This is a genomic window from Synechococcus sp. SynAce01, assembly GCF_001885215.1.
GTDB classification, from domain to species: domain Bacteria; phylum Cyanobacteriota; class Cyanobacteriia; order PCC-6307; family Cyanobiaceae; genus Regnicoccus; species Regnicoccus frigidus.
The window spans coordinates 2,356,652-2,372,761 of record NZ_CP018091.1; the positions used below are offsets into that span (position 1 = coordinate 2,356,652).

At 64.7% G+C, this 16,110-nt stretch carries 15 protein-coding genes and 1 tRNA gene; 11 read left to right on the top strand and 5 right to left on the bottom strand.

Translation table 11 applies throughout. From position 1 onward, the window contains the following. Nucleotides 1–67: 67 nt before the first annotated feature. The 4 genes from ftsH to BM449_RS12305 all read left to right on the top strand — a co-directional run bounded on the left by ftsH (nucleotide 68) and on the right by BM449_RS12305 (nucleotide 3,840). The gene (gene ftsH / locus BM449_RS12290; RefSeq protein WP_071801461.1) at nucleotides 68–1,984 is read left to right on the top strand and encodes an ATP-dependent zinc metalloprotease FtsH; all 1,917 of its coding nucleotides are present in this window, start codon (nucleotides 68–70) and stop codon (nucleotides 1,982–1,984) included. Between the two features lie 87 nt (nucleotides 1,985–2,071). Further along, nucleotides 2,072–3,028 carry an ornithine carbamoyltransferase gene (gene argF / locus BM449_RS12295; RefSeq protein ID WP_071801462.1) on the top strand — a complete coding sequence of 319 codons (957 nt, stop codon included), beginning with the start codon at nucleotides 2,072–2,074 and terminating at the stop codon, nucleotides 3,026–3,028. Between the two features lie 73 nt (nucleotides 3,029–3,101). Next, entirely contained in the window at nucleotides 3,102–3,734 is a 633-nt protein-coding gene (gene lexA / locus BM449_RS12300; RefSeq protein ID WP_071802262.1) for a transcriptional repressor LexA, read from the top strand. Between the two features lie 33 nt (nucleotides 3,735–3,767). After that, a tRNA-Ala gene (locus tag BM449_RS12305) sits at nucleotides 3,768–3,840 on the top strand. A gap of 85 nt (nucleotides 3,841–3,925) precedes the next feature. Here the strand turns inward: BM449_RS12305 and BM449_RS12310 are convergent. Together BM449_RS12310 and ppsA are read right to left on the bottom strand one after the other, a co-directional pair. Further along, the gene (locus BM449_RS12310) at nucleotides 3,926–5,149 is read right to left on the bottom strand and encodes a cation:proton antiporter (protein WP_071801463.1); all 1,224 of its coding nucleotides are present in this window, start codon (nucleotides 5,147–5,149) and stop codon (nucleotides 3,926–3,928) included. 68 nt (nucleotides 5,150–5,217) lie between these two features. Then, nucleotides 5,218–7,671: a phosphoenolpyruvate synthase gene (gene ppsA, locus BM449_RS12315; RefSeq protein ID WP_071801464.1), complete on the bottom strand. Its 2,454-nt coding sequence runs from the start codon at nucleotides 7,669–7,671 to the stop codon at nucleotides 5,218–5,220. A 152-nt stretch (nucleotides 7,672–7,823) separates the two neighbouring features. On the opposite strand from ppsA, the gene BM449_RS12320 reads away from it, so the two are divergent. The 7 genes from BM449_RS12320 to hypA are packed head-to-tail and all read left to right on the top strand — an operon-like array spanning nucleotide 7,824 to nucleotide 13,537. Beyond that, complete coding sequence (locus BM449_RS12320) at nucleotides 7,824–8,327, top strand: NAD(P)H-dependent oxidoreductase subunit E (protein ID WP_071802263.1); 504 nt, start codon at nucleotides 7,824–7,826, stop codon at nucleotides 8,325–8,327. After that, nucleotides 8,327–9,958, top strand: coding sequence for a NuoF family protein (locus tag BM449_RS12325; protein ID WP_071801465.1), 1,632 nt, complete (start codon nucleotides 8,327–8,329; stop codon nucleotides 9,956–9,958). The genes BM449_RS12320 and BM449_RS12325 overlap by 1 nt, the downstream gene beginning before the upstream one ends. Beyond that, nucleotides 9,955–10,674: a bidirectional hydrogenase complex protein HoxU gene (hoxU, locus tag BM449_RS12330; RefSeq protein WP_071801466.1), complete on the top strand. Its 720-nt coding sequence runs from the start codon at nucleotides 9,955–9,957 to the stop codon at nucleotides 10,672–10,674. Before BM449_RS12325 ends, hoxU begins: the two co-directional genes overlap by 4 nt. Beyond that, nucleotides 10,671–11,255 (top strand): oxidoreductase, encoded by a 585-nt coding sequence (locus BM449_RS12335; RefSeq protein WP_071801467.1) that lies wholly within the window; start codon nucleotides 10,671–10,673, stop codon nucleotides 11,253–11,255. The genes hoxU and BM449_RS12335 overlap by 4 nt, the downstream gene beginning before the upstream one ends. A 3-nt stretch (nucleotides 11,256–11,258) precedes the next feature. Continuing rightward, nucleotides 11,259–12,722: a Ni/Fe hydrogenase subunit alpha gene (locus BM449_RS12340; protein ID WP_071801468.1), complete on the top strand. Its 1,464-nt coding sequence runs from the start codon at nucleotides 11,259–11,261 to the stop codon at nucleotides 12,720–12,722. 7 nt (nucleotides 12,723–12,729) lie between these two features. Continuing rightward, a complete protein-coding gene (locus BM449_RS12345; RefSeq protein ID WP_071801469.1) occupies nucleotides 12,730–13,203 on the top strand; it encodes a hydrogenase maturation protease in 474 nt (157 codons plus the stop codon). Next, nucleotides 13,196–13,537 carry a hydrogenase maturation nickel metallochaperone HypA gene (gene hypA, locus BM449_RS12350; RefSeq protein WP_071801470.1) on the top strand — a complete coding sequence of 114 codons (342 nt, stop codon included), beginning with the start codon at nucleotides 13,196–13,198 and terminating at the stop codon, nucleotides 13,535–13,537. Before BM449_RS12345 ends, hypA begins: the two co-directional genes overlap by 8 nt. A gap of 7 nt (nucleotides 13,538–13,544) precedes the next feature. Here the strand turns inward: hypA and BM449_RS12355 are convergent, their stop codons facing one another. The 3 genes from BM449_RS12355 to BM449_RS15465 all read right to left on the bottom strand — a co-directional run bounded on the left by BM449_RS12355 (nucleotide 13,545) and on the right by BM449_RS15465 (nucleotide 15,865). After that, nucleotides 13,545–14,558, bottom strand: a complete 1,014-nt coding sequence (locus BM449_RS12355; RefSeq protein ID WP_071801471.1) for a methyltransferase — start codon at nucleotides 14,556–14,558, stop codon at nucleotides 13,545–13,547. A 184-nt stretch (nucleotides 14,559–14,742) separates the two neighbouring features. Beyond that, nucleotides 14,743–15,567 (bottom strand): IS3 family transposase, encoded by an 825-nt coding sequence (locus BM449_RS12360; RefSeq protein WP_071801472.1) that lies wholly within the window; start codon nucleotides 15,565–15,567, stop codon nucleotides 14,743–14,745. Nucleotides 15,568–15,577: 10 nt separating this feature from the next. Next, complete coding sequence (locus tag BM449_RS15465) at nucleotides 15,578–15,865, bottom strand: transposase (protein WP_071801473.1); 288 nt, start codon at nucleotides 15,863–15,865, stop codon at nucleotides 15,578–15,580. Between the last annotated feature and the right edge of the window lie 245 nt (nucleotides 15,866–16,110).

The following is a 16,110-nucleotide window of genomic DNA, read 5'->3' on the forward strand; positions in this document are numbered from 1 at the left end:
CCCCGCCCCGACGGGCATGGCCGCGGTGGCTCGGCCTAGCTTGGCCCCATTCCAGCGCCGCACACCCATGGCCCTCCGCCAGGACGACAATCGCCCCAACCGGCGATTCGGGATCATCAACCTCGTGTTGATCGGCTTCGGCGTGTTGCTGCTGTTCAGCAACTTCCTGCCCAATCAAGCCGCCCAGGTGCCACGGGTCCCCTATTCGTTGTTCATCGATCAGGTGAATGACGGCGACGTCAAGCGGGCCTTCATCACCCAGGACCAGATTCGCTACGAGCTCAGCAATGCACCGGAGGGAAGCCCCTCGGTGCTGGCGACCACGCCGATCTTCGACATGGATTTGCCCCAGCGCCTGGAGCAGAAGGGCGTTGAATTCGCCGCCGCGCCGCCGAAGCGGCCCAACTTCTTCACCACGCTGCTGAGCTGGGTGGTGCCGCCGCTGATCTTCATCCTGGTGCTGCAGTTCTTCGCGCGACGCCAGATGGGCGGCGGCGGAGCCCAGGGGGCGTTGAGCTTCACCAAATCCAAGGCCCGGGTCTACGTGCCCGATGAGGAGTCGCGCGTCACCTTCGCCGATGTGGCCGGTGTGGATGAGGCCAAGGCTGAACTGGCTGAAATCGTTGACTTTCTCAAAAAACCCGAGCGTTACACGGCGATCGGTGCCCGCATCCCCAAAGGGGTGCTGCTGGTGGGCCCTCCCGGCACAGGCAAGACACTCCTCTCCAAGGCGGTGGCCGGTGAGGCCGAAGTTCCCTTCTTCATCATCTCGGGCTCCGAATTCGTCGAACTCTTTGTCGGCGCCGGCGCCGCTCGGGTGCGCGACCTGTTCGAGCAAGCCAAGAAAAAAGCGCCCTGCATCATCTTCATTGACGAACTCGATGCGATCGGCAAATCCCGTTCCGGCTCGATGGGCGTGGTCGGCGGCAACGACGAGCGCGAGCAGACCCTCAACCAACTGCTCACCGAGATGGATGGCTTTGCTTCCACAGACAAACCGGTGATCGTGCTGGCCGCCACCAACCAGCCCGAAACGCTGGATGCTGCGCTGCTGCGGCCCGGCCGCTTCGACCGCCAGGTGCTGGTCGATCGGCCCGATCTCTCCGGCCGCAAGATGATTCTAGATATCTATGCCAAGAAGGTGAAGCTGGCCGAGGCTGTCGATCTCGATCGCATCGCCCAGGCCACCAGTGGCTTTGCGGGCGCCGATCTGGCCAACCTGGTTAACGAAGCGGCCCTGCTCGCGGCACGCGGCATGCGCTTGGCGGTGGAGCAGAAAGATCTCAATGAGGCGATCGAGCGGGTGGTGGCCGGTTTAGAGAAGCGCAGCAGGGTGCTCCAAGACGATGAGAAGCGCGTGGTGGCGTTCCACGAAGTGGGTCACGCCATCGTTGGGCACCTGATGCCCGGTGGCAGCAAGGTGGCCAAGATCTCGATCGTGCCCCGGGGCATGAGCGCCCTCGGTTACACGCTGCAGTTGCCCCAGGAAGAACGGTTCCTCAACTCCAAGGAAGACCTTGAAGGTCAGATCGCCACCCTGCTGGGAGGCCGCTCGGCTGAGGAGATCGTGTTTGGTGAAGTCACCACCGGCGCCGCCAACGACCTGCAGCGGGCCACCGACATCGCCGAACAGATGGTGGGCACCTACGGGATGAGCGACACGCTTGGCCCCCTGGCCTACGACAAACAGGGTGGCAATCGCTTTCTTGGCGGCGGCTCCAACCCGCGCCGCTCTGTGAGCGATGCCACGGCCCAGGCGATCGACAAGGAGGTGCGCGGCCTGGTGGACCGGGCCCATGAGCGGGCCCTAGCGATCCTGCACGACAACCGCTCCCTGCTCGATGACATCGCCGGCAAGATCCTCGAAAAAGAGGTGATCGAGGGCGATGATCTCAAAAACCTGCTGTCCTCCAGCCACCTGCCGGGGGCTGCTCAGCTGCCGGGAGAGGCCGCCGAGGCTGAACCAGCCGCTGTGGCCGGCTGAGCTGGGCTGGTTTTCAAGGGAACGAAAGGCCCCGGTACTTGACGCCGGGGCCCCTGATCCCGGATAAGGGATCTTTGGAATGGGGTCATGAGCCCTCCGATCACCAGCCCCGTTCCGGCCCTTGCAGCCCTGCGGGGACGTGACCTGCTCTCCTGCGCCGATCTCAGCTCTGACGAGGCCCAAGCCTTGCTGCAACTGGCGGATGAGCTCAGGAGTGGCGCCCGCCAGATCGATCTGAAGGGCCGGCAGCTAGGTCTGATCTTCACCAAGGCCTCAACCCGCACCCGGGTGAGTTTTTCGGTGGCCATGGCCCGCCTCGGTGGCCAGACCATCGATCTCAACCCCGCTGTCACCCAGGTGGGCCGTGGCGAGCCGATCGCCGACACCGCCCGGGTGCTCAGCCGCTACGTGGATGCCCTGGCGATCCGCACCTTCGCCCAGCAGGATCTCCTCGACTACGCGCACTGGGCCTCGATCCCGGTGATCAATGCCCTCACCGACCTGGAGCATCCCTGCCAGGCCCTGGCTGATTTTTTGACCCTCAAAGATGCCTTCGGCAGCCTCGATGGCCTGTGCCTGGCCTACGTGGGCGATGGCAACAACGTGGCCCACTCGCTGCTGCTCTGCGGAGCCCTGCTGGGGGTGAGTGTGCGGATCGCCTCTCCAGCTGGCTTCCAGCCTGATTCAGCCGTGCTGGAGCAGGCCAGGGCCCTGGCTGCGGGGCGTTGCAGCCTGGAGCTGACCACCGATCCCGTGGCTGCCGTGTGCGGTGCCCACGCCCTCTACACCGATGTCTGGGCCTCGATGGGCCAGGAGCAGGAACAACGGCAACGGGAGCAGGCCTTCGCCGGCTTCTGCCTCGATGAAGCCCTGCTGGCGGCGGCCGATCCGCGCGCCATCGTGCTGCATTGCCTGCCGGCCCACCGCGGTGAGGAGATCAGCGCCGGCGTCATCGATGGGCCCGCCAGCCGGGTGTTCGACCAGGCCGAAAACCGCCTCCATGCTCAGCAGGCGCTGCTGGCCGCTCTGCTGGGCGGGCTCTGACTTCCTGCCGGGGCTGGACATTGGCGCCAATTAGTGGCACAAATGTACTGACGGTGTCTGAGGCCAGCTGGTGATCTCCTTCGATTCGGATTCGCCTGCTCCCCAGGCCACGCTCACCTCGGCCCAGCAGGAGCTCTACGAGTGGCTGGCCAGTTACATCGACAGCCATCGCCACAGCCCCTCGATCCGCCAGATGATGGAGGCGATGGGCTTGCGCTCGCCGGCGCCGATCCAGAGCCGCCTGCGCCACCTGCAGCAGAAGGGCTGGATCACCTGGCAGGAGGGCCAGGCCCGCACCCTGCAGCTGCTGGGTGGCCATCTCCAGGGCATTCCCATGTTGGGCACCGTGGCGGCTGGCGGCTTGGTGGAGCCCTTCGATGACATCCAGGAGCGGCTCGATCTCCAGCCCCTGCTCGATACCCGCGGCCTGTTCGCCCTCACCGTGAACGGGGACAGCATGATCGCCGCCCACATCGACGATGGCGATGTGGTCTTGATGGAGCCCGTCAACGAGCCCAGCCGGCTCAAGGCCGGCACGATCGTGGCCGCCATGGTGGAGGGCCGGGGCACCACGCTCAAGCATTTCCACCGGCAAGGGGCGATGGTGCGCCTGGAAGCCGCCAACCCCGCCTATGCGCCGCTGCTGATCGAGGCCGAACAGGTGGCCGTGCAAGGGAAGCTGGTGGCGGTCTGGCGCCAGGTCTAGGGGGCCGCCCGAGCTGTAATGTTGGACCCGAAAGGGGCCATAGCTCAGCTGGTAGAGCACCTGCATGGCATGCAGGGGGTCAGCGGTTCGAATCCGCTTGGCTCCACTTTCAAAATCGTTGCAACTCACCCAACTCCCGTTCCTCAGCCCTGCGCTCTGTGACAGGGCGATCGCTTGGGTTCCTTCAAGCTTCAGCCGCTGGCCTCAGGAGAGGCCTCTCCAAGGTTGTCGGCGCTGGCCGGTCCGATCTCGCCGAGGGCGCGCATCAGCGGCGTGATCGAGAGTCCCTGCACGATCACTGAATAGGCCACCACGGCGAAGGCCACGGTCACTACGGCGTCGCGGTAGGGGAGTGTGGTGGGCAGGCCCAGCGAGAGGGCCAGGGCCAGGGCGCCGCGCAGGCCGCCCCAGAAGAGCACGTGCTGGTGGCTGGTTTTCACCTTCAGCGCTGAACCCAGGAACAGGCTGCAGCAGAGATAGGTGGACAGGGCCCGCCCCGCAGTGACCAGAACAATGGCGATGCCGATCGGCAGCAACACCTCGGTGAAGTTCTGGTGCGCCTCCAGCATCCCCATCAGCAGGAAGATCAGCGAGTTCACCACGAAGGCGGCGTAGTCCCAGAACGACACCACGGCCTCGCGTCCCTTCGGCGAGATGGCGCCCAATGGGCCGAGGTTGCCCATCATGATTCCGGCGGTGAGGGTGGCCAGCACCCCGGACACGTCCAGGTATTCCGCCAGCCAAAAGGAGCCGTACGCAGCAATGGTGGTGAAGGTGATCTCCACCAGGGGATCCTCGGTACGGCCGGCCAGGGCCAGGACCGCTGCTGCCACTGCGCCGCCGCAGGCCACGCCGCCAACGATCGTGACCGCCAGGAACTGAACGGTGCCCAGCGGTGTGATCGCGGCGCCGGTGGCCAAGGCGATCGCCACACTGAAGCCCACTGCAGCGGTGCTGTCATTCAGGAGGCTTTCGGCCTCCACCAGTGCCCGCAGCCGCCCATGCACGCCGGCTTCCTTGAAGGTGGCGATCACCGAAACCGGATCGGTGGCTGAGATCAGCACACCGAAGAGCAGGGCCGCCGGCCAGCTCCAGTGGGCCCAATAGTGCATTCCAAGCGTGGTGACCCCGACGGAGAGTACCACCCCCAGGGTGGCCAGGGTGAGCACCACCGGCAGGTCCTTGCGCAGCGCTGGCCAGGCGATGTAGAGGGCCGCCTCAAAGATCAAGGGCGGCAGGAAGGCGTTGAAGATCAACTCCCGCGTCAGGCTGAGATCGGGGGCGAAGGGCAGCCACGCCAGCACGATCCCCCCCAGCACCAGGCCAACGCTGTAAGGCAGTCGCAGCCTGCGGGCCAGCATGGCCACCACCGCTGCCACCAGCAGCAGCAGTTCGATCGATTCGATGGTGAGCATGGGCGAGAGGGGAGGGTGCGGCGTGCCGAAGGCAGCCCTCCAAGTGTGAAGGTTGGGACCCGCAGGCGTCAGCTCAGCTTCGCCGCTACGCCCATCTCCTGCTCCAGGGCTGCGATCGCCAGGCGGGTCTGCACGACGGCGTCGGGATTCAGGCTGATCGAATCGATGCCTTGCTCCACCAGGAAGCGGGCAAACTCGGGATAGTCGCTCGGGGCCTGGCCGCAGATGCCGATCTTGCGGCCGCAGCGTCTGGCTGTGCGGATCGCCATTCGGATCATGTCCTTGACGATGGGGTGACGCTCGTCGAAGAGATCGGCCACCAGAGCTGAATCGCGATCCAAGCCCAGGGTGAGTTGGGTGAGGTCGTTGGAGCCGATCGAAAAGCCGTCAAACCGTTCAGCGAAGGCCTCAGCTCCGATCACATTGCTGGGCAGCTCGCACATCACATACACCTGCAACCCGTTCACGCCCCGCCTGAGGCCATGGCGGGCCATTTCGGCCAGCACCCGGTCACCTTCCTCCGGCGTTCGACAGAACGGAATCATCGGGATCACATTGCTGAGGCCCATGTCCTCACGCACATGCCTGAGGGCCGCACATTCCAGGGCAAACGCTTCACGGAAGGCCGGCGCGACATAACGGGAGGCGCCACGCCAGCCGATCATCGGGTTCTCTTCGTGGGGCTCGAAGTCTGCGCCGCCCAGCAGCTTCGCGTATTCATTGCTCTTGAAATCGGAGAATCGCAGGATCACTGGACGCGGATAAAACGCGGCAGCCAGGCGAGCCATGCCCTGGCTGAGCAGGTCGAGGTAATAGTCCGCTGGATGGGGGTGGCCGGCGGTGAGCTTGGCAATCGCGGCGCGCTGCTCAAGGTCGCTGACCCGCTCAGGTTCCAGCAAGGCCATCGGGTGAACCTTGATCTGATTGGCGATGATGAATTCCAATCGGGCCAGCCCAACGCCATCACAGGGGATGGCCGCCAGCTTGAAAGCATCCTCCGGGTTGCCCACATTCACCAGGATCTGGGTGCGGGTGGAGGGAAGATCGCCGATGTCCTGTTCCTCCAGGCGGTAGGCCAGCGCTCCTCGGTAGACGCGACCCACATCCCCCTCGCAGCAGCTGGCCGTGACCGTTTCTCCATCGGCGATGGTTGTGGTGGCGTCGCCGCAGCCGACGATCGCGGTGATGCCCATTTCACGGGCGATGATCGCCGCATGGCAGGTGCGGCCACCCTGGTTGGTGATCACCCCGGCAGCCTTTTTGAGGATCGGTTCCCAGTCGGGGTCGGTGCGGTTGGTGACGAGCAGGTCACCATTCTCGAACTGGTCGATTCCCGTGGGATCGGCGATCACTCGGGCCCGGCCACTGCTCACCGAGGCACCAATCGCCCGTCCCTTGCTGATCAGTTCGGCGTCATGGGCTTCGAGATGCCAGCTGCGCAGCACGGCCGACGACTGGCGTGATTCCACCGTCTCCGGCCTAGCCTGCACGACGAACAGCTCGCCACTGAGGCCGTCCTTGGCCCACTCGATGTCCATCGGTGTGGGCACCCCGTGCTGGCTGCTGTAGTGCTGCTCGATTCGGCAGGCCCAGCGGGCCAGGGTCAGCACTTCGTCGTCGCCGATGGCATAACGGCGACGATCTACATCCGCAACCGGCACGTTGCGCGTGGAGGTTCCAGGATCGGCAGACTCCACTCCCACCATGCGGATCTCCTTGCTGCCCAGTCGGCGGCTGATGATCGGTGCATGGCCCTGCTGCAACGTGGGCTTGAAGATCAGGTATTCATCGGGGTTCACCGCTCCCTGCACCACGTTTTCACCAAAGCCGTAGGAGGCGGTGAGCAGCACCGCGTCGCGGAAGCCGGTTTCAGTGTCGAGCGTGAAGATCACTCCAGCGGCGGCCAGATCGGATCGCACCATGCGCTGCACGCCGATCGAGAGCGCCACCTCGAGATGGTCGAAACCGTTGTTCTGGCGGTAGGAAATGGCCCGATCCGTGAACAACGACGCATAACAGCGGCGGCAGGCATCCAATAGCGCCGCCTCTCCCTGGATGTTCAGAAAGGTGTCCTGCTGCCCGGCGAAGCTGGCATCGGGGAGATCCTCGGCGGTGGCGCTGGAGCGCACCGCCACGCTCAAGGATTCGCCATCCCCGACACCTTCGTTGTGGCGCAGATCGGCGTAGGCCGAAGTGATCGCCTGCTGCAGTGACTCCGGCAGAAACGCCGCCAGGATGCGTTGGCGGGCGGCCGCTCCGGCGGCTTGGAGGGCGCCCAGGTCGGTGGAATCGAGCTGGCTCAGCAGCTGACGCAGCGGCTGATCGAGACCGTTGTGGCTCAGGAAAAGGCGATAGGCCTCTGAGGTTGTGGCGAACCCCCCGGGCACGCGCACCCCCTGGGCCGAGAGCTCGCGGATCAGTTCGCCCAGCGAGGCATTTTTGCCACCAACGCTGGGGATGTCGGTGAGTCCGATGGCCTCGAGTGGGACCACGAGCTGCCGGTTGCGAGCCAGTTCAGCCATATGCCCCGCAAACTATGCGCGTGTTCAACCCTAGGGAAAGGCCCCGCCGGCGCAGCCAGGCCAGGGAAGATTCAGAAAAGACGAAGGAATACAGCGAGATCAGTCCGAACCGCTACGACTTCCTACGCTGGATTGAGGGTTGCGACAGCGTCATGCCCAGTGCCCCAACCGAACGGTCCGCTGAGGCCTCTGCTGAAGAGGTATCAGGCTTTGAAGCTTTGCAGTCGATTCTGGCTCGGCATCAGCGCAGCCCAGACAGCCTGATCGAGGTCCTCAATCACGCCCAGGAGACTTACCACTACCTCAGTGATGACCTGCTGCGCCATGTCGCCCGCAACCTGGGGCTGCCGCTCAGCCAGGTCTTTGGCACCGCCTCGTTTTATCACCTGTTTCGTTTCCAGGCACCGGCCAGGCACAACTGCACGGTCTGTACTGGCACAGCTTGCAGCGTCATCGGAGCCGGTCGCCTGGTGGAAGCTTTGGAGCAGGAGCTGGGGATCCGCCTGGGCAGCAGCAGGGCCGATGGATCAATAGACCTGGGCTCCGTTCGATGTCTGGGCACCTGCGGCGCCGCGCCGCTGGTGGTGATCGATGGGGTGGTGGCCAAGCAGCAGACCGTCGCCTCCGTACTGGAAGCCGTGCGGAGTCTGCGGTGATGACAGCACCCCCAGCCCCCTTGTGCCTGCGTTGTTGCACCTCGGCAGGCTGCCTGGCGAGCGGTGCGGCCGAATTGAGGCAGGCCCTGCAGCGTGCAGTGTCCTGTCTTGAGCTGGTCGACCGGATAGAGATCAGGGGCGTCGGTTGCCTGGGACCCTGCAGCCAGGGGGCGTTGCTGGCGGTTGACCCAGACGGAGCGCTCTTCGCCGGTGTCAGGGCGGAGGATGCCACTGGGCTAATTGCGGCTCTGGTCCGTCGCTGGGAATTGGAAGCGATCGATGGGCAGCGGCGGCCCCTCGCCTGGACCCCTGGGCGCGGGGAGCGGCTTGACACCAGTCGGCCTTTCTTTGCCCGCCAACGACGCGTGGTGTTGGAGAACTGCGGCCTGATTGACCCGGAGCGGATCGAGGCGGCGATCGAGCGGGGGGCTTACGACCAGTTGCGTCGAGCTGTTCAGGAGCTCACCCCGATGCAGGTGGTGGAGACGATCTACCGCAGTGGCCTGCGGGGACGCGGCGGGGCCGGCTATCCCACGGGGCTGAAGTGGAGCACCGTTGCCAAGATGCCCGGTGACCACAAAGTGGTGGTTTGCAATGCCGATGAGGGTGATCCGGGCGCCTTCATGGACCGCAGCGTTCTGGAGGGGGATCCCCATCGGGTGCTGGAGGGCATGGCGATCGCCGCTTTTGCGGTGGGGGCAAGCCGAGGCTTCATTTACATCCGCGCCGAATACACCCTGGCGATCGAGAACCTGCGCGGGGCGATTGAGCAGGCCCAGCGCCACCGCCTGCTGGGCCAGAGATTGTTCGATTCCAGCTTTGAGTTCACGGTGGAGTTGCGGGTCGGGGCTGGGGCCTATGTCTGCGGAGAGGAAACGGCCCTGATCCACTCGATCGAAGGCAAGCGCGGCACCCCCAGACCACGGCCGCCCTACCCGGCCGAGCAGGGGGTGGGCGGCCTGCCCACCTTGATCAACAACGTCGAAACCTTCGCCAACGTGGTGCCGATCCTGCGGGAGGGTTCCGACTGGTATGCAGCGATCGGTACGACCAGCAGCAAAGGCACCAAGGTGTTCTCACTGACGGGCAACGTGCGCTGGGGAGGACTGCTGGAAGTGCCGATGGGCACCAGCCTGGCCACGATCGTGCAGGAGATGGGGGGCGGTGCTCCCGAAGGCTCCACGATCAAGGCCGTCCAGACCGGTGGCCCCTCGGGTGGCTGCGTGCCCGCTTCCGAGCTCAACACAGCGGTCGATTACGCCTCGTTGCAGGAACTGGGCACGATCATGGGCTCCGGCGGCATGGTGGTGATGGACCACAGCACCAACATGGTGGCCCTCGCCGCGTTCTTCATGGAGTTCTGCCGGGATGAATCCTGCGGCAAGTGCGTGCCCTGCCGCGCCGGCACCGTCCAGCTCCATGGGTTGCTGCAGAAGCACCTGGCCGGCGACGCCACTGCCGCGGACCTGGCCCAGCTCGAGGCCCTCTGCCACATGGTCAAAGACACCAGCCTCTGCGGCCTCGGCCAGAGCGCTCCCAAGCCGGTCCTGAGCACCCTGCGCTTCTTCCGTGAGGAGTACGTGGCCCTGCTGAAGCCCGTGGCTGCGCGTGCAACCGAGGCTGCGCCATGAGTGTCTCCACCCTGACGATCGACGGCCAGGCGGTGGCGATGGCCGTCGGCGCCACCCTGCTGGAGGCGGCCCGGGAGGTGGGGATCGCCATTCCTACCCTCTGCCACCTGGAGGGGTTGAGCCCTGTGGCGGCCTGTCGCCTCTGCCTGGTGGAGATCGAGGGCAGCGGCAAGTTGCAGCCCGCCTGCATCACCCCCGTGCTGGAGGGGATGGTGGTGCGCACCGACAGTCCCACTTTGCGGGACTACCGCCGCACGGTGATCGAACTGCTGTTCACCGAGGGGAACCACGTCTGCGCGGTGTGCGTGGCCAACGGCCATTGCGAGCTTCAGGACCGCGCCGTGGAGGTGGGCATGGACCATTCCCGCCTGCCCTACCGCTTCCCTGATCGCGCGGTGGATCTCTCCCACCAGCGCTTTGGGCTCGACCACAACCGCTGCATCCTCTGCACCCGCTGCGTGCGGGTCTGCGACGAGGTGGAGGGCGCCCACGTCTGGGACGTGGCCTGGCGGGGAGAGCACTGCCGGATCATCGCCGGGCTCGATCAGCCCTGGGGAGCGGTGGATGCCTGCACCGACTGCGGCAAGTGCGTGATGGTCTGCCCTACCGGCGCCCTCTTCCCCAAGGGCGACACGGTGGAGGAGAAGCACGAGGATCCCAGCCAGCTGGTCGCCCTGCTGCGGGCCCGTCAGGCGCGCCAAGGGGCGCCGCCATGAGCTCCCCCTCAGTCAGCACTACCGGCAGCATCAACGGCAAGCTGCGTCTGGCCACCGTCTGGTTGGCCGGCTGCTCCGGTTGCCACATGTCGTTCCTTGATCTCGATGAGTGGCTGATCGAGCTGGCTGACTGCATGGACATGGTGTTCAGCCCGGTGGCTTCCGACAGCAAGGAGTACCCCCAAGACGTGGATCTCTGCCTGGTGGAGGGAGGCGTCGCCAATAGTGACAACCTGGCGCTGATCCTCCAGGTGCGCGCACGCACCCGCCTGTTGGTGTCGTTCGGCGACTGCGCCTTGAGCGCCAACGTGCCGGGCATGCGCAACATGTTGGGTGGGGCCGAGCCGGTGCTGCGCCGCGGTTACCTGGAGCTGGCCGACGACAGTGGCGTCATGCCGCACGCTCCGGGGATCGTGCCGGAACTACTGCCCCAGGTGTTGCCCCTCCACGAGGTGGTGCCCGTGGATTTCTATTTGCCGGGCTGCCCGCCGTCGGCCGCGCGTATTCGCGCCTTTCTTGAGCCGCTGCTGCGGGGCGAGGCGCCGCTGATGGAGGGGGCGGAGATGATCCGCTTCGGCTGATCCATGGAGCCGACCCCCACGCCACCGGCCGGTGCAAGGCGCACGATCCTGATCGACCCGGTGACCCGGATCGAAGGCCACGCCAAAATCACCATCCACCTGGGCGAGAACGGTGCCGTGGAGGGCGCCCGCTTCCACGTGACCGAATACCGCGGCTTCGAGAGGTTCTGCGAGGGGCGCCCGTTCACCGAGATGGCGGCGATCACCGCCCGCATCTGCGGCATCTGTCCGGTGAGCCACCTTCTCGCTGCAGCGAAAACCGGTGATCGGATCCTGTCCGTGACGATTCCGCCTACGGCCGTGAAGCTGCGGCGCCTGCTGAACCTGGCCCAGATCATTCAGTCGCATGCGCTGTCGTTCTTTCATCTCAGCAGCCCCGATTTCCTGCTGGGCTGGGACAGCGACCCCGCCAAGCGCAACATCTTCGGCCTGATCGCTGCTGACCCGGAACTGGCTCGCGGTGGCATTCGGCTACGCCAGTTCGGCCAGGAGCTGATCGAGCGGCTTGGGGGTCGCAAGATCCACGCCGCCTGGGCGGTGCCGGGCGGGGTACGCAGCCCTTTGGATCCGGCCGACCGCGAGGCGATCCAGGCGCGCTTGTCCGAAGCCTTCGCCACCACCAACGCTGCGCTTGATCGTTTCAAGGGGTTGCTGGATGGCCCATTGGCGGTGGAGGCGGCCACGTTTGGCTGTTTCCCATCCCTGTTCATGGGCCTGGTGGGGGCCGATGGCCGCTGGGAGCACTACGACGGCGATCTGCGCCTGATCGATGCTGTCGGCGCTGTGCTTGCAGAAGCCCTGCCTCAGCAGCAGATCAGCGAGGTGCTGGCTGAGGCGGTGGAACCCTGGACCTACCTGAAATTCCCGTATTACAGACCGCTCGGTCCGGAAGCTGGTAGCTACCGGGTCGGGCCACTGGCGCGGCTGAATGTGTGCACGCGCATCGGCACGGAGCGGGCTGATGCCGAGCTGCTGGAGCTGCGTCAGCGTGGCGGGCGCGTGGTAACCAGCTCTTTTTATTATCACCTGGCCCGCCTGATCGAAATCCTGGCGGCGCTCGAAGCGATCGAGGCCCTGCTCGACGATCCCGAGATCTGCACCAGACATGTGCGCGCCCATGCAGGGGTGAACACCTTTGAGGCGGTGGGGGTAAGCGAGGCGCCGCGCGGCACCCTGTTTCACCACTACCGCGTCGATGCCAATGGCCTGATTGAGGCGGTGAACCTGATCATTGCCACCGGCCAGAACAACCGAGCGATGAACCTCACGATCACCCAGATCGCCCGCACCTACATCCAGCCGGGCCAGAGCGAGATTGCCGAGGGCCTGCTCAACCGGGTGGAAGCGGGGATCCGCTGCTTCGATCCTTGCCTGTCGTGCTCCACCCACGCCGCCGGCCAGATGCCGTTGCATGTGCAACTGCTGGGGCCAGGCGGCGAGCTGCTGAGCGAGCGCTGGCGGGATTGAGGTCCCCGTGAGCACTCCAGAGGCGCCGCGGCGCGACCTGCTGATCGGCTGGGGCAACGCCCTCCGCGAAGACGACGGCGTGGGACGCGCCATCGCTGCGGAAGTGGAGGGCTGGGGGCTGGCGAACCTGTGCGTGATCGAGCGGACCCAGCTCACGCCCGAGCTGGCCCCAGAGCTGGCCGCCGCCCGGCGCGTGCTGTTTGTGGATGCGGCAGCTGAGGCGGCGGCTGGCTCAGATGGTTGGCGGCTGGAGCCGCTCCTGCCTCCGGCTTCTGGGCCAGCCGAGCTGTTCAGCCACCACACCAGCGCCGGCGGGCTGCTGCAGCTGGCCAACACGCTCTACGGCCGCCGCCCGCCGGCCTGGCAATTGCTGGTGACAGCTCACGGCATGGGCCTCAGCACCGAGCTCACGCCCGCGACCAAGGCTTTGCTGCCCGAGCTGCTGGCGGCCGTGCGTCGCTGGTGCAGCGGCGATGCATGAATTGGCCTTGATGGAGGAGGTGCGCCGCATTGCCCTGGCGGCGGCGGCGGCGCAGGGGGCCCGGCGGATTCACGCCGTGAAGCTCAGCGTGGGGCGGCTCTCAGGCGTAGACCCCGATGCGCTCGCCTTCGCCTTTGAGGTGGTGATGGCCGGCGGGCTGAGCGCGGGGGCGCAGCTGGAGCTGGAGGTGGTACCCACCGTGTGCCGGTGCGCGGCCTGCGATGAGAACTTCGAGCCGGTGGATGTGATCTACGCCTGTCCAGACTGCGGCTGCCTGTCGGCGGAGGTGCTGGCGGGGAGGGAGCTGGAGTTGACGGGGCTGGAGGTGAGTTGAAGCTGAGTTACTTGATTCCAACAACCATCGAATCCGGGCCAACCAGGTGCTCCACACGTGTGGACGTGAATCCCACCTCTTGCATCCAGCCCTGGCAGTCGCGGCCGGTGTAGTCGAAGCCGCCGGGGGTTTCGATCAACATGTTGAGGCTCATCAACAAGCCAAAGGCATTCTTGGAGCGATCGTCGTCGATGATCGCTTCGTAGATCACCAGTGCGCCGCCTGATGGCAGGGCGTCGTAGGCCTTCTGGATCAGGAAGCGTTTGGTTGGCAGGTCCCAGTCGTGCAGGATGTGCCCCATCAGAATCACATCGGCCCTGGGGAGATCGTGATCAAAGAAGTTGCCTGGGGTAAAGGTGAGACGGTCGGCAACACCAACCGCTGCCACGTAGGCCTCGAAGATCGGAGCCACTTCCGGCAAGTCAAACCCCACCCCCGTCAGGTGCGGATTGAAGCGTGCGATCTGGGCGGCGAGATCCCCCTGGGCGGTGCCCACATCAGCAAAGGTGGAGTAGTCCGTCCACGGGAAGGACTGGGCGATGGCCTGGTTGGCCGCATGGCTGATGCCAGTCATCGAGGCGAGGAATTCCTGCAGGCGGGCGGGATCCGCATAAATCGTCTCAAACAGACCCTCGCCACCGCCCTTGAGTTCGTTCTGCGGCAGCCCGGTGCGTAGCGCCTCGGTGAGGTGGCTCCAGGACGGATAAAGGCGATGGTTGGCCATCTCGAGGATTCCGCCCACATACGACGGCTTGGCGCGGTCGAGGAAGAGATCCGTCTCGGGGGTGTTCGCGTAGCCGTCGTCGCTGCGGGTCAGGAAACCCAGTGCCACCAGCGTGTCGAGGAAGTCGTGGGCGGCCCGGGGATGCAGGCCTAGCCGGCCACTGAGGGCAGCGAACGGCTCCGGACCGCGGGCCAGCTCACTGAACACGCCGATCTCGATCGCGCTCAGCAAGGCTTTCGACGCCCAGAAGCCCAGGCCGGTCTGCAGGATCCTCTCGGGGGTTGGGGAGTTGTTCATTGACTTCTGCGGGGCATGCGCCCAAACCGCCCATGAAGCGTAGGGCTGCTGCCGAGCTGGGATTGCAGCGTGGAGGCCGCCAGGCACAACCAAGTGATGGCGAGAAGAGACTTACGAAGTGTGAGGTGGATGGCTTTTATTGGACAGATCTGGCCCCTGTCATCGTTAACCTCGGGCGGGAGGGTCAGGGTTCAATTTGATTGTAGACCTCATTGGGAGTTTTGCCACCCAATGAGCTATGGGGTCTTACATGGCAGTACCTCCATAGGAATCGGGACAAGCTGATTTCAGCTTCCCAGCCATCGCTGTAGGCGCGCAGGTACACCTCCTCATATTTGACTGTCCTCCATAGTCTCTCCACCAGGATGTTGTCGTAACAGCGTCCTCTACCAGACCAGCTGATCTTGATCTCCTCTGTCTTGAGCCTTGCCACGAAGTCACCGGAGGTGAACTGACACCCCTGATCGGAGTGGAACATCTGTGGCTTTCGCCCACCGGTAAGAGCAATCTCCAATGCCTCCAGGCAGAATTCCATGTCAAGGCTGTTGGAAAGTTTCCAGCTGAGTACATGCCGGGAGAACAGATCCACAACGGCCACCAGGTAGAGGAAGCCCTTCCGCAATGGGATATAGGTAATATCTGTTGCCCAAACCTGATCCACTTCCGTGACCTCCTTGAGGTCCACCAGGCATGGAAAGCGCTCCGATGGCTCACCTGGCACTGTGGTGCGTGGCTTCTGGTAGATGGCCCGTAAACCCATGCGGCGCATGAGGTTTCGGACACGGTCACGGCTGATCGGGATCCCTTCTCGGGCCAAATACTGAACCATCCGACGGCTTCCAGAGGTTGGATCCTCCAAATACAGCGCATCGATCCTGGCCATGATCCCCAGGGTGGATTCAGGCACAGGGATGGGCTTGTAGTACAGCGTGGATCTGGGCAGCCCCAGGAGCTCGCACTGACGGCTGATCGTGATTTCTCGTTGGTCGTGATCGACCAGCTTTCGCAATTCACGGGCATCAGAGCAGCTGTGACTTTTTTTTAAGCCACTCCAGTTCCATCTGGAGCTTGCCAATCTGCTGGAACAGTTCGCCTTCCTTGGCCTGGCTCTCGTCTTTGCCTTGAGCCTTTTTGCCCTTGGCGAAAAGCTCACTGGCTCCTTCCAGGAGCTGCTTCTTCCATTGGCTCACCTGTATCGGGTGCACCGCGTGGTCTGCAGCGATCTCCTGGAGCGTCCTGCGGCCACTGATCGCTTCCATGGCGACCTTGGACTTGAATTCTGGGCTGTGGGTACGGCGTTTGCTCATCGGTAGGAGCCCCTTTCAGGGGCGGTGCCCCGCCTCAAAGGTTAACGATGGGACCTGTCCAGAAAACCCAGACCACCTCAGTGGCTCGGTTTTCCAGAGTCTCCTTAACGCATGGCCAACCCGCCCAATACCGCGCTACCCCATGACTATAACTTGTCTTGTGAACTCGGTGCGCGGTATTGGGTCGGCGTTTAGCCAATTGTTATGTGCGATTTTGAATACGACGTTCATAAGAAACATCCAAC